14 protein-coding genes and 1 riboswitch are annotated in these 13,977 nt (G+C 61.1%); of the genes, 7 read left to right on the forward strand and 7 right to left on the reverse strand.

What is annotated here, in order from left to right:
• Nucleotides 1-18: 18 nt before the first annotated feature.
• Together HMPREF3158_RS02395 and HMPREF3158_RS02400 are read left to right on the forward strand one after the other, a co-directional pair.
• Complete coding sequence (locus HMPREF3158_RS02395; protein WP_070433260.1) at nt 19-2,349, forward strand: Tex family protein; 2,331 nt, start codon at nt 19-21, stop codon at nt 2,347-2,349.
• A gap of 118 nt (nt 2,350-2,467) precedes the next feature.
• Nucleotides 2,468-4,573, forward strand: a complete 2,106-nt coding sequence (locus HMPREF3158_RS02400; RefSeq protein WP_070433311.1) for a YhgE/Pip family protein — start codon at nt 2,468-2,470, stop codon at nt 4,571-4,573.
• A 14-nt stretch (nt 4,574-4,587) separates the two neighbouring features.
• Here the strand turns inward: HMPREF3158_RS02400 and HMPREF3158_RS02405 are convergent, their stop codons facing one another.
• The 6 genes from HMPREF3158_RS02405 to thiC form a co-directional block, all read right to left on the reverse strand.
• Complete coding sequence (locus HMPREF3158_RS02405; RefSeq protein ID WP_070497193.1) at nt 4,588-5,706, reverse strand: ThiF family adenylyltransferase; 1,119 nt, start codon at nt 5,704-5,706, stop codon at nt 4,588-4,590.
• Nucleotides 5,706-6,485 (reverse strand): thiazole synthase, encoded by a 780-nt coding sequence (locus HMPREF3158_RS02410; protein WP_070497195.1) that lies wholly within the window; start codon nt 6,483-6,485, stop codon nt 5,706-5,708. Before HMPREF3158_RS02410 ends, HMPREF3158_RS02405 begins: the two co-directional genes overlap by 1 nt.
• 4 nt (nt 6,486-6,489) lie before the next feature.
• The gene (thiS, locus tag HMPREF3158_RS02415; protein WP_070456393.1) at nt 6,490-6,687 is read right to left on the reverse strand and encodes a sulfur carrier protein ThiS; all 198 of its coding nucleotides are present in this window, start codon (nt 6,685-6,687) and stop codon (nt 6,490-6,492) included.
• 47 nt (nt 6,688-6,734) lie between these two features.
• Nucleotides 6,735-7,859 carry a glycine oxidase ThiO gene (gene thiO / locus HMPREF3158_RS02420; RefSeq protein ID WP_070456395.1) on the reverse strand — a complete coding sequence of 375 codons (1,125 nt, stop codon included), beginning with the start codon at nt 7,857-7,859 and terminating at the stop codon, nt 6,735-6,737.
• A complete protein-coding gene (locus HMPREF3158_RS02425; protein WP_083281306.1) occupies nt 7,856-8,497 on the reverse strand; it encodes a thiamine phosphate synthase in 642 nt (213 codons plus the stop codon). The genes thiO and HMPREF3158_RS02425 overlap by 4 nt, the downstream gene beginning before the upstream one ends.
• Nucleotides 8,490-10,247, reverse strand: a complete 1,758-nt coding sequence (thiC, locus tag HMPREF3158_RS02430) for a phosphomethylpyrimidine synthase ThiC (RefSeq protein WP_070497197.1) — start codon at nt 10,245-10,247, stop codon at nt 8,490-8,492. Before thiC ends, HMPREF3158_RS02425 begins: the two co-directional genes overlap by 8 nt.
• Nucleotides 10,244-10,359, reverse strand: a riboswitch (TPP riboswitch). (Overlaps the previous gene by 4 nt.)
• A 175-nt stretch (nt 10,360-10,534) precedes the next feature.
• Here thiC and rplS point away from each other — a divergent pair.
• Complete coding sequence (gene rplS / locus HMPREF3158_RS02435) at nt 10,535-10,879, forward strand: 50S ribosomal protein L19 (RefSeq protein WP_062038443.1); 345 nt, start codon at nt 10,535-10,537, stop codon at nt 10,877-10,879.
• A gap of 139 nt (nt 10,880-11,018) precedes the next feature.
• Here the strand turns inward: rplS and HMPREF3158_RS02440 are convergent, their stop codons facing one another.
• Nucleotides 11,019-11,210, reverse strand: a complete 192-nt coding sequence (locus tag HMPREF3158_RS02440) for a hypothetical protein (protein WP_141740980.1) — start codon at nt 11,208-11,210, stop codon at nt 11,019-11,021.
• Nucleotides 11,211-11,370: 160 nt separating this feature from the next.
• Here HMPREF3158_RS02440 and lepB (HMPREF3158_RS02445) point away from each other — a divergent pair, with 160 nt between their 5' ends.
• The 4 genes from lepB (HMPREF3158_RS02445) to HMPREF3158_RS02460 all read left to right on the forward strand — a co-directional run bounded on the left by lepB (HMPREF3158_RS02445) (nt 11,371) and on the right by HMPREF3158_RS02460 (nt 13,931).
• A complete protein-coding gene (gene lepB / locus HMPREF3158_RS02445) occupies nt 11,371-12,174 on the forward strand; it encodes a signal peptidase I (RefSeq protein WP_061923229.1) in 804 nt (267 codons plus the stop codon).
• Entirely contained in the window at nt 12,152-12,931 is a 780-nt protein-coding gene (gene lepB / locus HMPREF3158_RS02450; RefSeq protein ID WP_070433252.1) for a signal peptidase I, read from the forward strand. Before lepB (HMPREF3158_RS02445) ends, lepB (HMPREF3158_RS02450) begins: the two co-directional genes overlap by 23 nt.
• The gene (locus HMPREF3158_RS02455; protein WP_070456400.1) at nt 12,918-13,559 is read left to right on the forward strand and encodes a ribonuclease HII; all 642 of its coding nucleotides are present in this window, start codon (nt 12,918-12,920) and stop codon (nt 13,557-13,559) included. The genes lepB (HMPREF3158_RS02450) and HMPREF3158_RS02455 overlap by 14 nt, the downstream gene beginning before the upstream one ends.
• A 66-nt stretch (nt 13,560-13,625) precedes the next feature.
• Complete coding sequence (locus HMPREF3158_RS02460; protein WP_061923219.1) at nt 13,626-13,931, forward strand: DUF2469 domain-containing protein; 306 nt, start codon at nt 13,626-13,628, stop codon at nt 13,929-13,931.
• The last annotated feature ends 46 nt before the right edge of the window (nt 13,932-13,977 follow it).

A 13,977-nucleotide genomic window follows, 5' to 3' on the forward strand; every position in this document is an offset into this window, starting at 1 on the left:
CAAAGGTGAGGATTTCTTTTGAAGATTGCAGCTACCATCGCCGCAGAGATTGGTGTAAAGGAGTCTCAGGTTGAGACTGCTTTGACGCTTCTGGCGGAGGGAAACACTGTCCCATTCATCGCGCGTTACCGCAAAGAAGCCACTGGTGGTTTGGATGATTCGCAGTTGCGCACCATCGAGGAGCGCGCGACGTACCTGCGCGAATTGGAAGAGCGTAAAGAGGCAATTTTGGCGGCTATCGATGAGCAGGGAAAGCTCACCGACGAGCTGCGTGCCCAGATTCTCGAGTGTGAGACCAAGGCGCGTTTGGAAGACTTGTACCTGCCATACAAGAAGCGCCGCAAGACCAAGGCGGACATCGCTCGTGAGGCCGGCCTGGAAGAGTTGACGGACAAGCTCATTGAGAACCCCACGGCCAATCCAGAAGAGATGGCGGGGCAGTTCCTGACTGAAGGATTTGAAGACACCAAGAAGGCTCTCGAGGGCGCGCGTTCCATCATCATTGACCGTTTTGCTCTCGACGCCGACTTGGTCGGCGAGGTGCGCGAGCGCATGTTCAACGAGGGCACCATGGGTGCTTCCGTGGTGGCTGGCAAGGAAACCGAAGGCGCCAAGTTTAAGGACTACTTCGAGTTCTCTGAGCCTTTCGACCAGCTGCCCTCGCACCGCATCCTGGCGTTGCTGCGCGGTGAGAACGAGGGCGTTCTCCAGCTCAACCTGGATGCCGGTGAAGACGAAGTCTATGAGGGCATGATTGCCGAGCGTTTTGATCTTGCGGTTAAGGATTCCAAGTGGCTTTCCGACGCCGTGCACTGGGGCTGGCGCACGAAGCTCTACATCTCTTCTGGCCTTGATGTGCGCATGCGCCTCAAAGAAATCGCGGAGGAGGGCGCGCTCAAGGTCTTTGCTACCAACCTGCGCGACGTCTTGTTGGCGGCACCGGCGGGTCAACGCGCCACGATTGGACTGGACCCGGGCTATCGAAACGGCGTGAAGTGCGCTGTAGTTGATTCCACCGGCAAGGTTCTTGATACCGCAATTGTCTACCCGCACCAGCCACAGAACCAGTGGAGCCAGGCAGTAAACACTCTGGCCACGCTGTGTGCGAAGCACTCGGTGGACCTTATGGCTATCGGCAACGGCACCGCTTCCCGTGAGACGGAAAAGCTGGCCAACGAGATCGCTGACATGTTGAAGCAGGCCGGCGGCCAGCGCCCAACTCCGGTCGTGGTCTCTGAGTCGGGTGCTTCGGTCTACTCCGCATCCCAGCTTGCCGCGGATGAGTTCCCAGACATGGACGTCTCGCTGCGTGGTGCGGTCTCCATCGCTCGCCGCCTCCAGGATCCCCTGGCTGAGCTGGTAAAGATCGATCCGAAGGCCATCGGCGTGGGGCAGTACCAACACGACGTCAACCAGACCTCGCTGGCGCGCACCCTCGACGGCGTGGTTGAGGACGCCGTAAACGGTGTCGGCGTTGACCTAAACACCGCATCTGTTCCGCTGCTTGAGCGCGTGGCGGGCGTGAACGCCACGATCGCCACCAACATCGTGGCCTACCGTGACGAGAACGGTTCCTTCGCATCCCGCAAGGAACTCAAGAAGGTTCCGCGCTTGGGGCCGAAAGCCTTCGAGCAGGCAGCAGGCTTCCTGCGCATCAATGGCGGCGTTGACCCACTTGATTCCTCCGCCGTGCACCCGGAGGCCTACCCGGTGGTCGCCCGCATTGCGGAGTCCACGGGGCTCGGCGTGGCTGAACTTATCGGTAACTCCAGAGTGCTGCAGAAACTGCAGCCGGCAGACTTCGCTGACGATACTTTCGGTGTCCCGACTGTCACCGACATCATTGCCGAGCTGGATAAGCCTGGCCGCGACCCGCGTCCAGAGTTTAAGACCGCTACTTTCAAGGAAGGCGTGGACAAAGTCTCGGACCTGGTACCGGGCATGATCCTGGAGGGGACCGTCACCAACGTTGCGGCTTTCGGCGCCTTCGTGGACGTCGGAGTGCACCAGGACGGCCTAGTACACGTCTCCGCGATGAGCAATAAGTTCATCTCCGATCCACATGAGGTCGTGCGCTCCGGGCAGGTAGTAAAGGTCAAAGTCATGGAGGTTGACGTGCAGCGTCAGCGCATCGGCCTCTCGCTGCGCCTCGATGATGAACCAGGCCAGCCTGCACAACGCCAGGGTGGTGGCAAGCGTGGTGACAACGGCGGTAGCAGCAAAGGCGGCAACACTGGCAATGGGGCCAAGGGTGGCCGTGGAGCGCGTGGCGGCCGCGGCAATTCCGGTGGGCGTCCCGCCGGCGGCTCCATGGCGGATGCGCTGAAGAAGGCCGGCTTCGGCAACTAAATTTATTAAAAGTTGCTTCGTGGCGTGCTAGTGCAGCGCGGTGAGTTAGTGATAAGTTTGGTGAAACAAACAAAAGGGTGACCGCGGTCACCATACCTTCATGAGGGAGGGTTTCGCCTTGCACCAGAAACAAACGCCGTTCGACGCCACGCAGCCGGCTGCCCATGCCGTGCAGGAAACGGAAGCGAAGGGGTGGCATCGCATCCTGGACTGGCGCCCGCGTAGCGCACTCTCGCGGGTGCTGATCGTTTTCCTGCTGGTAGCGCCAGTCATCCTCGCAGCCACGATGATGTGGGCGATGTGGGACCCTTCCAAGTACATGCGGCAGATTGACTTGGCGGTGGTCAATGAGGACGCCGGCGTGGAAAAGCAGGGCAAATACGTCAACTACGGCGATCAAGTAGTAGAAGGCCTCCTGGAAACTGACTACCTGAACTTCGCCGAGATGAACGCTCAGGAGGCAAACGATGGGTTGTTAAAGGGCAAGTACCTGATGGTGGTGACCATCCCAAAGGTTTTCTCGGAGCAAGCGGTCACCATCATTAGCGATAAGCCGGTCAAACCGCAGATCCACTTCGCCAGCAACGACTATTACGGAACGAATGGCTCGGTGATTTCTTCGAGCCTGGTTCCGCAGGTTCAGACCAGCGTTGAGAACGCGATTTCCAAAAAGTATGCGGATCAAGTCATCGAGGGCATGGTCAAGCTCAGCGATGGCATTGGTACCGCGGCCGAAGGCGCAGGCCGTCTTGACGAGGGCGTGGGCAAGCTCCAGGCTGGCGGCGAGAAGGCTGTGACCGGCATCGACAAGCTGGATGCCGGAGCGGGCCAGCTCAACAACGGTGCGGGTCAGCTGCACGATGGCACTGGCCGGCTGGTCCAGGGCGTAAGCGAGCTTTCCACGGGCGCGGGTCGGCTTGACGACGGCGCGAATGAGTTGGCGACGGGCTCCGATAAGTTGCTGGAGGGCACGGGCAAGCTTGGCCAAGGAGCCAGCCAAATCGAAGGCGGCGTCGGCCAGCTCACCGGCATGCTCATCCCACTCCTGCAACAAGCACAGTTAGTGGTGCCGAGCCTCATCGGCTTGGTGGATGTGCTGCGCGGAATGGGCATGACGGCCCAGGCAGACCAGCTTTCCGCTTTGTTGACGAAGCTGGATCCGGCAAATAGCAGCAACATGGTCTCCCAGCTGGAGAAGCTGCGTGATGGTACGCAGCAGCTGAATTACAACTTGTCCGACCCGAATTCCGAGTACCTAGGTGGCATGCTCAGGCTCAACCAGGGCACCCATCAGCTGGCGGAGGGAACCGGTCAGCTAAAAAGCGGCGTGGGCGAGCTATCTACCGGTGCCGTGCAGCTGGATGAAGGCGCGGGACGCCTGGCAGAGGGCACCACGAGTCTCAAGGATGGTACCGGTCAGTTGAAGGGTGGCGGTGCCCAATTGAAAGACGGCATCGATCAGCTCAAGGATGGTTCGGGTCAGCTCGCTACGAAGCTGGGCGAGGGTGCTGCGAAGGCCCCGCATATTACCCAGCCTGACGTGACAGCACAGAATATGGCGGTGCCGATCAACTTCACCGAATCCAACGTCCATCCGGTGCAGACCGGCGTTAGTGCCGTCGACCCAACCAAGAAGGAAATCACGGGCGGCGTCTCGATGCTTCTGGTGCTCGTCTTTGGCTTCCTAGCCATGCTGTTGCTCGCTATGACCCTGCCTTATTATCTGCGTGGTATTTTGCCCGCATTCGCGGTGGTTAGCGGCATCAACTTCCTGTTGTTGCTGGGTATGGCGCTGATGTCCACGCTTATGGGCTGGCACCCGGCAAGCTGGCCGATGATGCTGGGAGTGCTCGCAGCAATCGCGATGGTGGGCGCTGCCACCTACCAGCTGCTGCTGGTGACCTTCGGGCGCAGGATTGGCGCCATCTTCTCGGTCGGCGTTTTTGCCATGGGAGTCATGGTCTTCGGCGGCGTGTGGCCCACGGCGGCCATCCCGGCACCGCTGCGTTTGCTGCATCCTTTGCACCCGATGACCTATGCTAAGAACGCCTTCACCCGCGCCACCGATGGCATTCATGATGGCACCTTCGCCGGCGGCATCATGGTCTTGTTCAGCGTCACCGTCTTGGCGGTAGCCGCCAGCTACCTCATCTTCCGCGCACGCCACCACGGCACCGCGCGCCTGCTGGACGAGCACAAGGTCATGGCAGCGACCACGGCTTAAGCGGCGTGCGCGAGCTAACCAAGCTCCCGGTGTAGGCGCTCCGCGCCGCCGGGGTAGCTGCGCAGCCGCAGTCCAAGCCCCGCGGCGAGCTCGCCATAGCGCAGCGCGAAACCGGCGCTGCGGCTGCCAGAATCACAAATTACCCAGACGGTGCCGCCAGCCGGAGCATCTAAGGAGCCCAGTGCTGCGCGCACCATCTCATCGCCGGCGGTGCCTGCCGCAATTTTGTGAAAAGGCAGAGCGTGCTGGCGCAAGTTCGCCGGCAGCGAGCTATAAAGCAGTGCGGACGGGTCACGGATGTCGAGGAAGCACTCCGCAGCTTCGCCAGCGCTAGCAGCAACACTGGCGTCGGAGTCGAGCTCGGCATGAGCTTCCAGTGAGGTGCATAGTGCGCGCCCAGGATCGGCGCTGACGCGGAAGCTGCGCAGGCTCGCTGGGTACGCGGTGTAGCTGGATACCTGGCCCACGGTGGTGTCGATTCCGGTGAACCAGCCAATCGCGGCGGTGGCCATCAGCCCGCCGATGACGGAGGTGGTAGCTCCCAGAACACCGGCGCTGGCGCAATCGGGAAGGGCATCGGCAGTGGGAGCGGCAGGGAAGAGGTCGCGCAAACCGCAGCCGCGGCCATCCGGTGTGTTAGTGCCTGAATGCCATAGTGCTACGTCGCCGCGAAAACCCAAGACGGTGCCCCAGACCAGCGGAGTCGAGGTTGCCTCGCAGGCGTCGGCGATGAGGTACTTCGTGTCGAAGGTATCTGTGCCGTCGATGACGAGGTCTGTGTCCTGACACAGTTGCAGTGCATTGTCTGCGCTAAATTGGGCGACTTTCGCCTCGATGTGTATCTCTGGCTGTAGTTTACGGGCGCGCCGGGCGGCGACCGCGGCTTTGGGCTGGCCCACGTCATCCACGCCGAAGAGCACCTGGCGGTGGATATTGCTCAGCGCTACCTCGTCATCGTCGATGAGCGTAATGTGCCCGATACCCGCGGCGGCCAGCTGCTGCAGGACCGGGCAGCCCAATCCGCCCGCACCCACGATGAGCACGTGCGCGCGGTTAAGAGCAACCTGCGCATCTTGGCCGATTAGCACCTGTTGGCGCGCGGTGCGGGCAGACTCGAGTTCGCTAAGGCCCACTAGAGCACCTCATCGGCCCAGCTGGCAAGGCCTTCAAAGGTTGAAGAGGCTTGGGCATGCTCGCGGCGCGGGATGCGTCCTGCCTGGCGGGCATAGTGCCCGGCGGCCACCGCATGACGCATAGCGTGGGCCATGGCCACGGGGTCTTGGCAGCGGTTGATAGCGCTGGCCAGCAGAACCCCGTCGCAGCCTAGCTCCATCGCGAGGGCGGCGTCGGAGGCGGTGCCGATGCCGGCGTCGACAAGCACGGGCACACTGGCGCGCGCGGCGATGAGCTTGATGTTATGGGGATTTAAAATACCCAGCCCCGTGCCGATCGGCGCGCCCAACGGCATCACGGCGGAAGCGCCCGCATCCTCCAAGCGCAGCGCCGCCACTGGGTCATCGCTGGTATAGGCCAAGACCGTAAACTCCTCTGCCACGAGGAGCTCGGTGGCGTCGATGGTTTCTACGACATCGGGAAGCAGCGTGTGCTCATCCGCAATGACTTCTACCTTGACCCAATTGGTGCCTAGCGCCTCGCGTGCCAGCTGCGCCGTGAGCACGGCATCGCGCGCGGTGCGGCAGCCCGCGGTATTCGGCAGCGGCTCAATGCTAAACCGGCGCAGCAAGTCAAAGACGCTCTCGCCACCTGCCTGCGCGCTGTGGCGGCGCATCGCCACGGTGGTCAGCTGCGTGCCGGAGGCTACCAGCGCTTTTTCCAGCGCGTCCTGGCTGCTTGCGCCACCCGTTCCCATGATGAGCCGAGATTCAAAGCTCTTATCTGCGATTGTCAGCACTTTACTAGCCTCCCTGGATTGCAGTAAGAACATCGATGACCGCGCCTTCTTCGAGGCGGGTGTCTTTCCACGCCGAGCGTGGAACCACCGCGCCATTTATGGCCACCGCAGTGCCCGCCTCTGGTGCATTGACCTCGGCAATCAGTGCCGCCACTGTTGCTGCGGTGGTATCCATCTTCTGACCGTTGTAGGTGATTGTCATCGTGTTCCTTATATATCTGTCTCGATATGGCTGTCTTTACTTCGGCTCTAGCGCGCAAAGCGCAGCGGGTCGCAGGCCGAAAGGTCGATGCTGGGGTCCTCGCCGAGGACGAGCTCGCGCGTACACCGTGCACCGAAGGCGGCCAGCAGGATACCGTGGCGGAAATACCCGGTGGAGACAATGAGCCTGTCACTCACGCGACCCAGGTAGGGAAGATCATCAGGCGTGCCCGGGCGGGCGCCGGTGGTGGCTTCTAGGAACTCGCAATCTTCGATGCCCGGCAGCACCCGGATGGCATCGCGCAGCAGGTCATAGACACCGCCGGCCAGCGGGGCATTGAGGCTATCCTCGCGGCTGGTCGCGCCCACGGCGATGGTTCCGTCACCGCGTGGAATCAGATAGATAGGACGGTCTTCCACGAATCCGCGCACCACGCGGTCTAGCAGCGGGCGGCGTTGCTCTGGCACACGTAGGCGCAGGATGTCGCCGTAGACTGGGCGCAGCGGTTGCGACCATTCGCTAAGACCATTCGCCCCCAGTCCGGCGGCCAGCACCACCTGGTCTGCGGCGAAAGTACCTCCTTCGGTGTGTACCACTCCGCCGTCGACTCCATCGTCGACGCGTGTGACCTTTGTGCGGTGAAAGTGCACGCCTAGGTTTTCCGCGGCGTCGTATAGCGCGAGCGCCCATTGCCGGGGGAAGACCTGCGTATCCCCGGGAATTGAGACGGCGCCGGCCAGGCGTGGGCTCAGCCCCGGTTCGAGGGAGCGCGCCTGCCGCACGGTGATGCGCTCGACCTGCATGCCGTGCGCATTCTGGTAGTCCATGAGCTCTGACAAATGCTGGGAATCGGCGCGGTCCGCGGCTACCACGAGCGTGCCTTCGTCGCGGTAGCCGGTATCGAGGTCGCTGTGCTTGGCGACGGCCTTGATAAGCTCCGGATACCATTTGCCCGAGGCCTGCATTAGCGGAAAGAGCGGGTCTTGTTGATAGACCACCTCCGCGGCGGGAGCCAGCATGCCGCCGGCATGGTGCGTGGCGCCGGATGCTGGCGCTGGGTCGAAGACATCGACTTTGATCCCTGACTGGGCCAACTCTACTGCGGTGGCAAGGCCGATGACCCCGGCGCCGACGATGGCAACGCTTGAGCTGGCAGTGCTGGCAGTGCTCATGCGCGACCTTTCTCGAATTCGCTCAGGAGACGCTCGCAGTAGGCGGCTGGGTCCGGGGCATTCATGATTCCGCGCACGACGGCCAGGCCGTCGACGCCGGTTGCAGCGAGCTCGGCGGCATCGTCCGCGGTGACGTCGCCGATGGCGACTACGGGCAGCTGCGAGGCGGCGACGATCTCTGGGTAGCCCTCGAGCCCCAGCGGGGTGCGTCCAGAATCCTTCGTCGGGGTAGCGCGGAAGGGACCGCAGCCGACGTAGTCGAGGACGTCCGCGTACTGGTTTGCGTCCCTAATTAACTCAAGCGTTCCCGTGGTCAGGCCGATGATTGCATCGGGGCCGAGCAGCTCACGTGCGGCACGTGGGCAGAGATCGTCCTGGCCGATGTGCACGCCGTGGACGGGCGCGCCCGCGCAACGCAGAGCTAGGGCGACGTCGACGCGGTCGTCGATAAGCACGTGCGCGCGCGGATTTACCTCGTGCACCGCCTCGGCCACGCGGGCGCCCAAATCATAGAGCGTGCGGGCAGAAATTGGCTTTGAGCGCACCTGTACCACGCCCGCGCCGCCACGCACGGCGGCCGCGGCAATCTCCGGTGACATATTGGTGCCGGTGACGAAGTAACAACGCAGATCAAGCACGGTCGGCTGGCTCCGTGTCTGCCGTTTGATAGAGCTTGGAGCCTTGCGCCTTGAACTCGGCTGACATCATTGCCTCGCCGGCCTTGGCATCGGTGGGAAAGCTCGGCATGCCCAGGGAATCCGAGAAAGCATCGCGGATGTCCTGGCTAATCCGCATGGAACAGAACTTCGGGCCACACATCGAACAAAAGTGCGCGGTCTTGGCGGGCTCAGCCGGCAAGGTCTCATCGTGGTATTCCTGCGCGGTCTCAGGGTCGAGCGAAAGCGCGAACTGATCGTGCCACCGGAATTCGAAGCGGGCCTTGCTCATGGCGTCGTCCCACGCCCGCGCGCCGGGGTGGCCCTTGGCCACGTCGGCGGCATGCGCGGCGAGCTTGTAGGTGATGACGCCGGTCTTGACATCGTCACGGTTCGGCAGACCCAGATGCTCCTTCGGGGTGACGTAGCACAGCATCGCGGTGCCGCCCATGGCGATGTGTGCGGCGCCGATGGCGGAAGTGATGTGGTCATATCCCGGAGCGATGTCCGTGACCAGCGGGCCCAGTGTGTAGAACGGGGCGTCGTGGGCCCAGTCCTGTTCCAGCTCGTTGTTTTCCTGGATCATGTTCAGCGGAACGTGGCCGGGGCCTTCCACCATGACCTGCACGTCGTATTCCCAGGCGCGGCGGGTGAGCTCGCCGATGGTCTTAAGCTCGGCGAACTGCGCGGTGTCGTTGGCGTCGGCCAGGCTGCCAGGGCGCAGGCCATCGCCCAAGGAGAAGGCGACGTCGTATTGCGCGAAAATCTCGCAGAGCTCGTCGAAGTTCTCGTAGAGGAAGGACTCCTTGTGGTGGGCCAGGCACCAGCCGGCCATAATCGAACCGCCGCGGGAGACAATTCCGGTGACGCGCTTGGTAGTCAACGGGATGAAGGGCAACAACACACCGGCGTGGATGGTCATGTAGTCCACGCCCTGCTCGCACTGTTCGATGACGGTATCGCGGAAGATCTCCCAGGTAAGGTCCTCGGCCACGCCGTTTACCTTCTCCAGCGCCTGGTAGATAGGCACGGTGCCAATCGGTACTGGGGAGTTGCGCAGAATCCACTCGCGGGTGGTGTGGATGTCATCGCCGGTGGAAAGATCCATCACGGTATCGGCTCCCCAGCGGGTGGCCCAGCGCAGTTTGGACACTTCTTCTGCGATAGAAGAAGTCACGGCGGAGTTGCCGATGTTGGCGTTGATCTTGGTCAAGAACTTGCGGCCGATGATCATCGGCTCGGACTCAGGGTGGTTGATGTTATTCGGGATAATCGCGCGTCCGCGGGCGACCTCGGCGCGCACGAACTCGGGATCGCAGTGCTCGCGCAGCGCCACGAACTCCATTTCCTTGGTGATGATTCCCTTGCGGGCATAGTGCATCTGGGTGACGCGCTTGCCGGCCTTGGCGCGCAGGACGGCACGCTTCTCGCCGCGCCATTCCGCTGAGGCCGCACCACGCTTTTGGGCGGACTTGCCGTCGTCGGCCAGATTGCGCTCGCGGCCGGCGTACTCCTCAACGTCGCCGCGGCCTGCAATCCACTCGCTGCGCAGACCCGGCAGGCCCACCTCCGGCTCACACTCGGGGCCGCGGGTGCGGTAGACGCGGAAAGGCTCGTTGGGCCCAGTGGGTGAGTCATCGAGCTCGATCTGGGTTTCCGGTACCTCCAGGCCATCACGGATGATGGGGGAGTAAGAGTGCTTTGGATGGATCTCGTTAGGGGTAGCCGACATGGCGCCTTCCTCACTTCCTTCGCTGGTGCTAACCAGACAGGTTCGAACGGTCTAGACGCGGCCTTGGCGCCTATCTCAGCCCACTTCTTCGTGGGCACCCGTGGGGTACTTGCATCACACACCATAAACCCTGTGATGCGCGTCTGTCTTGGAATTGCAAGAATTTGCTGTTCGCGCGGTGGGTATGGAAGAATTCCTTTGTTCTATGTAACAGGCACGAACCGGTCAGCTTCTTCAAGGTTGAAGGGGCGCTAGGGTCCTCTGTCTTAAACTGAAAAGGAAAAACAATGGCTAACCTCATTGACAAGGTAGATGCAGCACAGCTGCGTGACGATGTTCCAGACTTCCGCCCAGGCGATACCCTCGACGTAAACGTCAAGGTCATCGAGGGTAAGACCCAGCGTGTTCAGCTCTTTAAGGGCGTGTGCATCCGCCGCCAGGGCGCTGGCATCCGTGAGACCTTCACCGTCCGCAAGGTCTCCTTCGGCATCGGCGTTGAGCGTACCTTCCCGGTTCACTCCCCGAACCTCGAGTCCATCCAGGTTGTACGCCGCGGCCGTGTCCGCCGTGCAAAGCTGTACTACCTGCGCGACCTGCGCGGCAAGAAGGCTCGCATCAAGGAGCGCCGCTAGTTCTAGCGCCGAAAGCGCCCGCCTCCGTCTTCGTTCCTCATTCGAGGTTCGAGAGGGAGAGCGGGCGCTTTTGCTATGTCTAGACTTTTAGGTCTGGACTGTTAGCTTTGCTCTAGTTTTCTTGGTTTTGGTCCGGCGTTTAAATCTGTGCTGAGCCGGTGCCCGGCTGCTGGGTGGAGTCCTGGGCCATTTGCTGCTCGGTGAGCATGTGCTTAATGTCTTGTTGGTCGCTCCTTACCTTTTTCGCCCACCAGACGACGCCCGCGACGATCGCAACGATGATCAGTAGCGGTACGAGTATGAAAAGAAGTTCAATTATTCCCAAAGACATAAACAGCACGCTACTTCAGGCGAAAAAGTAATTCAATACTTTTTGATGGAAGTTTGCGGAGCTCGCGGGGGACTGATGGGGGATTCGGCGAACTTAGAGTTCGCTGAATGCTTTCGTCAGGGTACCGGTTTTCGGGCCCATTGTTGCTAGGATTTAGCCCGTGAATAACGAGAAGGAATTCGAAGACCATGGCGCAGACGTCGCGACTAGCGAGGCCAAGCCGGTAGAAGAAGTATCAGAGAAGAAAGAAAAGAAGGAGAAAAAGGAGCTGCCGTGGCTCCTGGAGACCCTTCTCATCATCCTCTGCGTATTGTGCGTGGTAGGCCTCGTACAAACCTTCATCGGCCGCCAATATGTCATTCCTTCTGGTTCGATGGAGCCAACCCTCCACGGCTGCGATGGCTGCACCAATGACCGCATCTTCACCGAGAAGATTTCCTACTACGGAGATAAGGGCCCAGAGCCTGGCGACGTCGTGGTGTTCAAGGGCACCGATGACTGGAACCGCAATTACCAGTCGCCGCGTTCTTCCAACGAGGTCATTCACAAGATTCAGGATGTACTGAGCTACGTCTCGCTGACCCCGCCGGATGAGAACACCTTGGTCAAGCGCGTCGTAGCTACGGGCGGCCAGACCGTGTCCTGTCAGGAGGGCGATCCAGCTGTGATGGTGGATGGCAAGCCGATTAACCAGGACTACGTCATGGATCCGCCAACCTACAAGGTTGACGAGAAGACCGGTTCCTATGCCTGCGGCGGTGCCTACTTTGGCCCAGTTACCGTTCCGGAAGGAAACATCTGGGTAATGGGCGATAACCGCACGGCTTCCGCGGACTCCCGCTATCACATGCAGGATCAGTACCAGGGCACCATTCCGGTAGAAAACGTCCGCGGCAAGGTCATGTTCGTGTTCTTCCCGTTCAACCACATCGGTGGGGTAGATGACCCAGACATCCAGGCCTAGAAAGCGGCGTCCCAACCTAGAAAACCGCGCCGTTGACCACGCCCCGGAAGAAGAGCGCGTGCGCGTGCGCGATCTTCTGCCTACGGTCATCGTGGTGTTTCTGGTCTTGGCTTTCGTGCAGACGTTCATCGGGCGGATGTATCTGATTCCGTCGGCTTCGATGGAGCCGACGTTGCATGGCTGTGCGGGCTGTAAGAACGACCGTATCTTGGTCCAAAAACTCAGCTATTACTTCTCTGATCCGCAGCCCGGTGATGTCGTGGTCTTCGCAGGCACCGATTCCTGGAATTCTTCCTTCGCAGTAAAGCGCTCCGATAACGTGCTCGTTCGCGGCGTCGAAAATGCCGGCGCGGCCATCGGCTTGCTGCCTAATGGTGAAAACATTTTGGTCAAGCGTGTTATCGCTACCGAAGGCCAGACCGTTTCCTGCGAGGCAGGTGACCCGGCAGTGATGGTGGATGGCCAGCCCATCGACCAGTCTTATGCCAAAACCCCGCCAGAGATGCCGGTGGATACCGCAGCTGGCTCGGAGGCCTGCGGCGGCAGCTATTTTGGCCCCGTCACGGTCCCGGAGGGAAATATTTGGGTGATGGGTGATAATCGCACGAACTCGCTCGACTCCCGCGCGCACTTGGGCGACAACCTGCAGGGCACGATTCCGGTGGACAATGTTCGCGGCAAGGTAGAGGCAGTGGTTCTGCCGATTCCACGCGCACAGCTTATCGACGATCCCAAAATCCAACATGCGGCGGCTTAAACAACAGCGCACCTACGAAGTGGCCTTGAGTAAGGCTGGTCTGGGCCCGGTAGCCGGCGTCGATGAGGCCGGCCGCGGGGCGTGCTGCGGGCCGATTACTATCGCCGCATGCATCCTGCCGGAGAAGATCGTTCCGGAGTTGGATAAGCTCACCGACTCTAAAAAGCTCACGCCCAAGACGCGGGAGAAGCTCTATCCCATCATCAAAGACAAGGCTCTGGCCTGGTCTGTGGTGCATATTGGGGCGGATGACATTGATTCTCGCGGCATCCAGCACGCTAACGTCTCTGGGATGCGTAGGGCGGTAGCGCGCCTGGAGGTGCGCCCGCACTACGTGCTTACCGACGCCCTGAAGATCCCCGGCATGCCCGCACCCCAGCTGCCCATGGTGGGCGGCGATGCCGCGGCGCGCTGCATTGCGGCTGCCAGCGTGCTGGCGAAGGTCTCGCGCGACCACGTGATGGATGAGCTCGATAGGCAGTATCCGGGCTATGGTCTGGGCTCGCACAAGGGCTATGGAACGGCTATTCATCAGGAAGCGATCGCCCAATTGGGTGCCTGCCCGGAACACCGGATGAGCTATCGCAACGTGGCACAAGCCCACGCGAAATTTCTCGCGCGCGCCTGAAACTGTTCAGGTGATTTCCGGGTTAAGCTAAGGCCCATTGACCCCACAACTTTGGAGGATTAGCAAGTGAGCGCCGAGGAACTCGACAACTACGAGGCGGAAGTAGAACTCTCCCTCTACCGCGAATATCGAGATGTTGTAAGCCAGTTCTCCTACGTAGTGGAAACCGAGCGCCGCTTCTACCTGGCGAACGCCGTGGAGCTCATCCCGCACACCTCAGGCCCGGATGTCTACTACGAGGTACGCATGTCTGATGCCTGGGTATGGGACATGTACCGCTCTGCTCGCTTCGTGCGCTACGTCCGCGTTATTACCTACAAGGACGTCAACATCGAGGAGCTGGATAAGCCAGACTTCCTCCTGCCGGAATAGTTATTTCCTTAAAATGTCAGCCCCTGAATAAGGCTGTGCTGGCTTA

The sequence above is a fragment of the Corynebacterium sp. HMSC06G04 genome, from assembly GCF_001807365.1.
Classification (GTDB): domain Bacteria; phylum Actinomycetota; class Actinomycetes; order Mycobacteriales; family Mycobacteriaceae; genus Corynebacterium; species Corynebacterium simulans.

Coding starts and splice junctions, on each gene's coding strand:
- lepB (WP_070433252.1), top strand. CDS start 12,152: ATGACCCAGACATCCAGGCCTAGAAAGCGGCGTCCCAACCTAGAAAAC.
- rplS (WP_062038443.1), top strand. CDS start 10,535: ATGGCTAACCTCATTGACAAGGTAGATGCAGCACAGCTGCGTGACGAT.
- HMPREF3158_RS02455 (WP_070456400.1), top strand. CDS start 12,918: ATGCGGCGGCTTAAACAACAGCGCACCTACGAAGTGGCCTTGAGTAAG.
- thiO (WP_070456395.1), bottom strand. CDS start 7,859: ATGAGCACTGCCAGCACTGCCAGCTCAAGCGTTGCCATCGTCGGCGCC.
- thiC (WP_070497197.1), bottom strand. CDS start 10,247: ATGTCGGCTACCCCTAACGAGATCCATCCAAAGCACTCTTACTCCCCC.
- thiS (WP_070456393.1), bottom strand. CDS start 6,687: ATGACAATCACCTACAACGGTCAGAAGATGGATACCACCGCAGCAACA.
- HMPREF3158_RS02440 (WP_141740980.1), bottom strand. CDS start 11,210: ATGTCTTTGGGAATAATTGAACTTCTTTTCATACTCGTACCGCTACTG.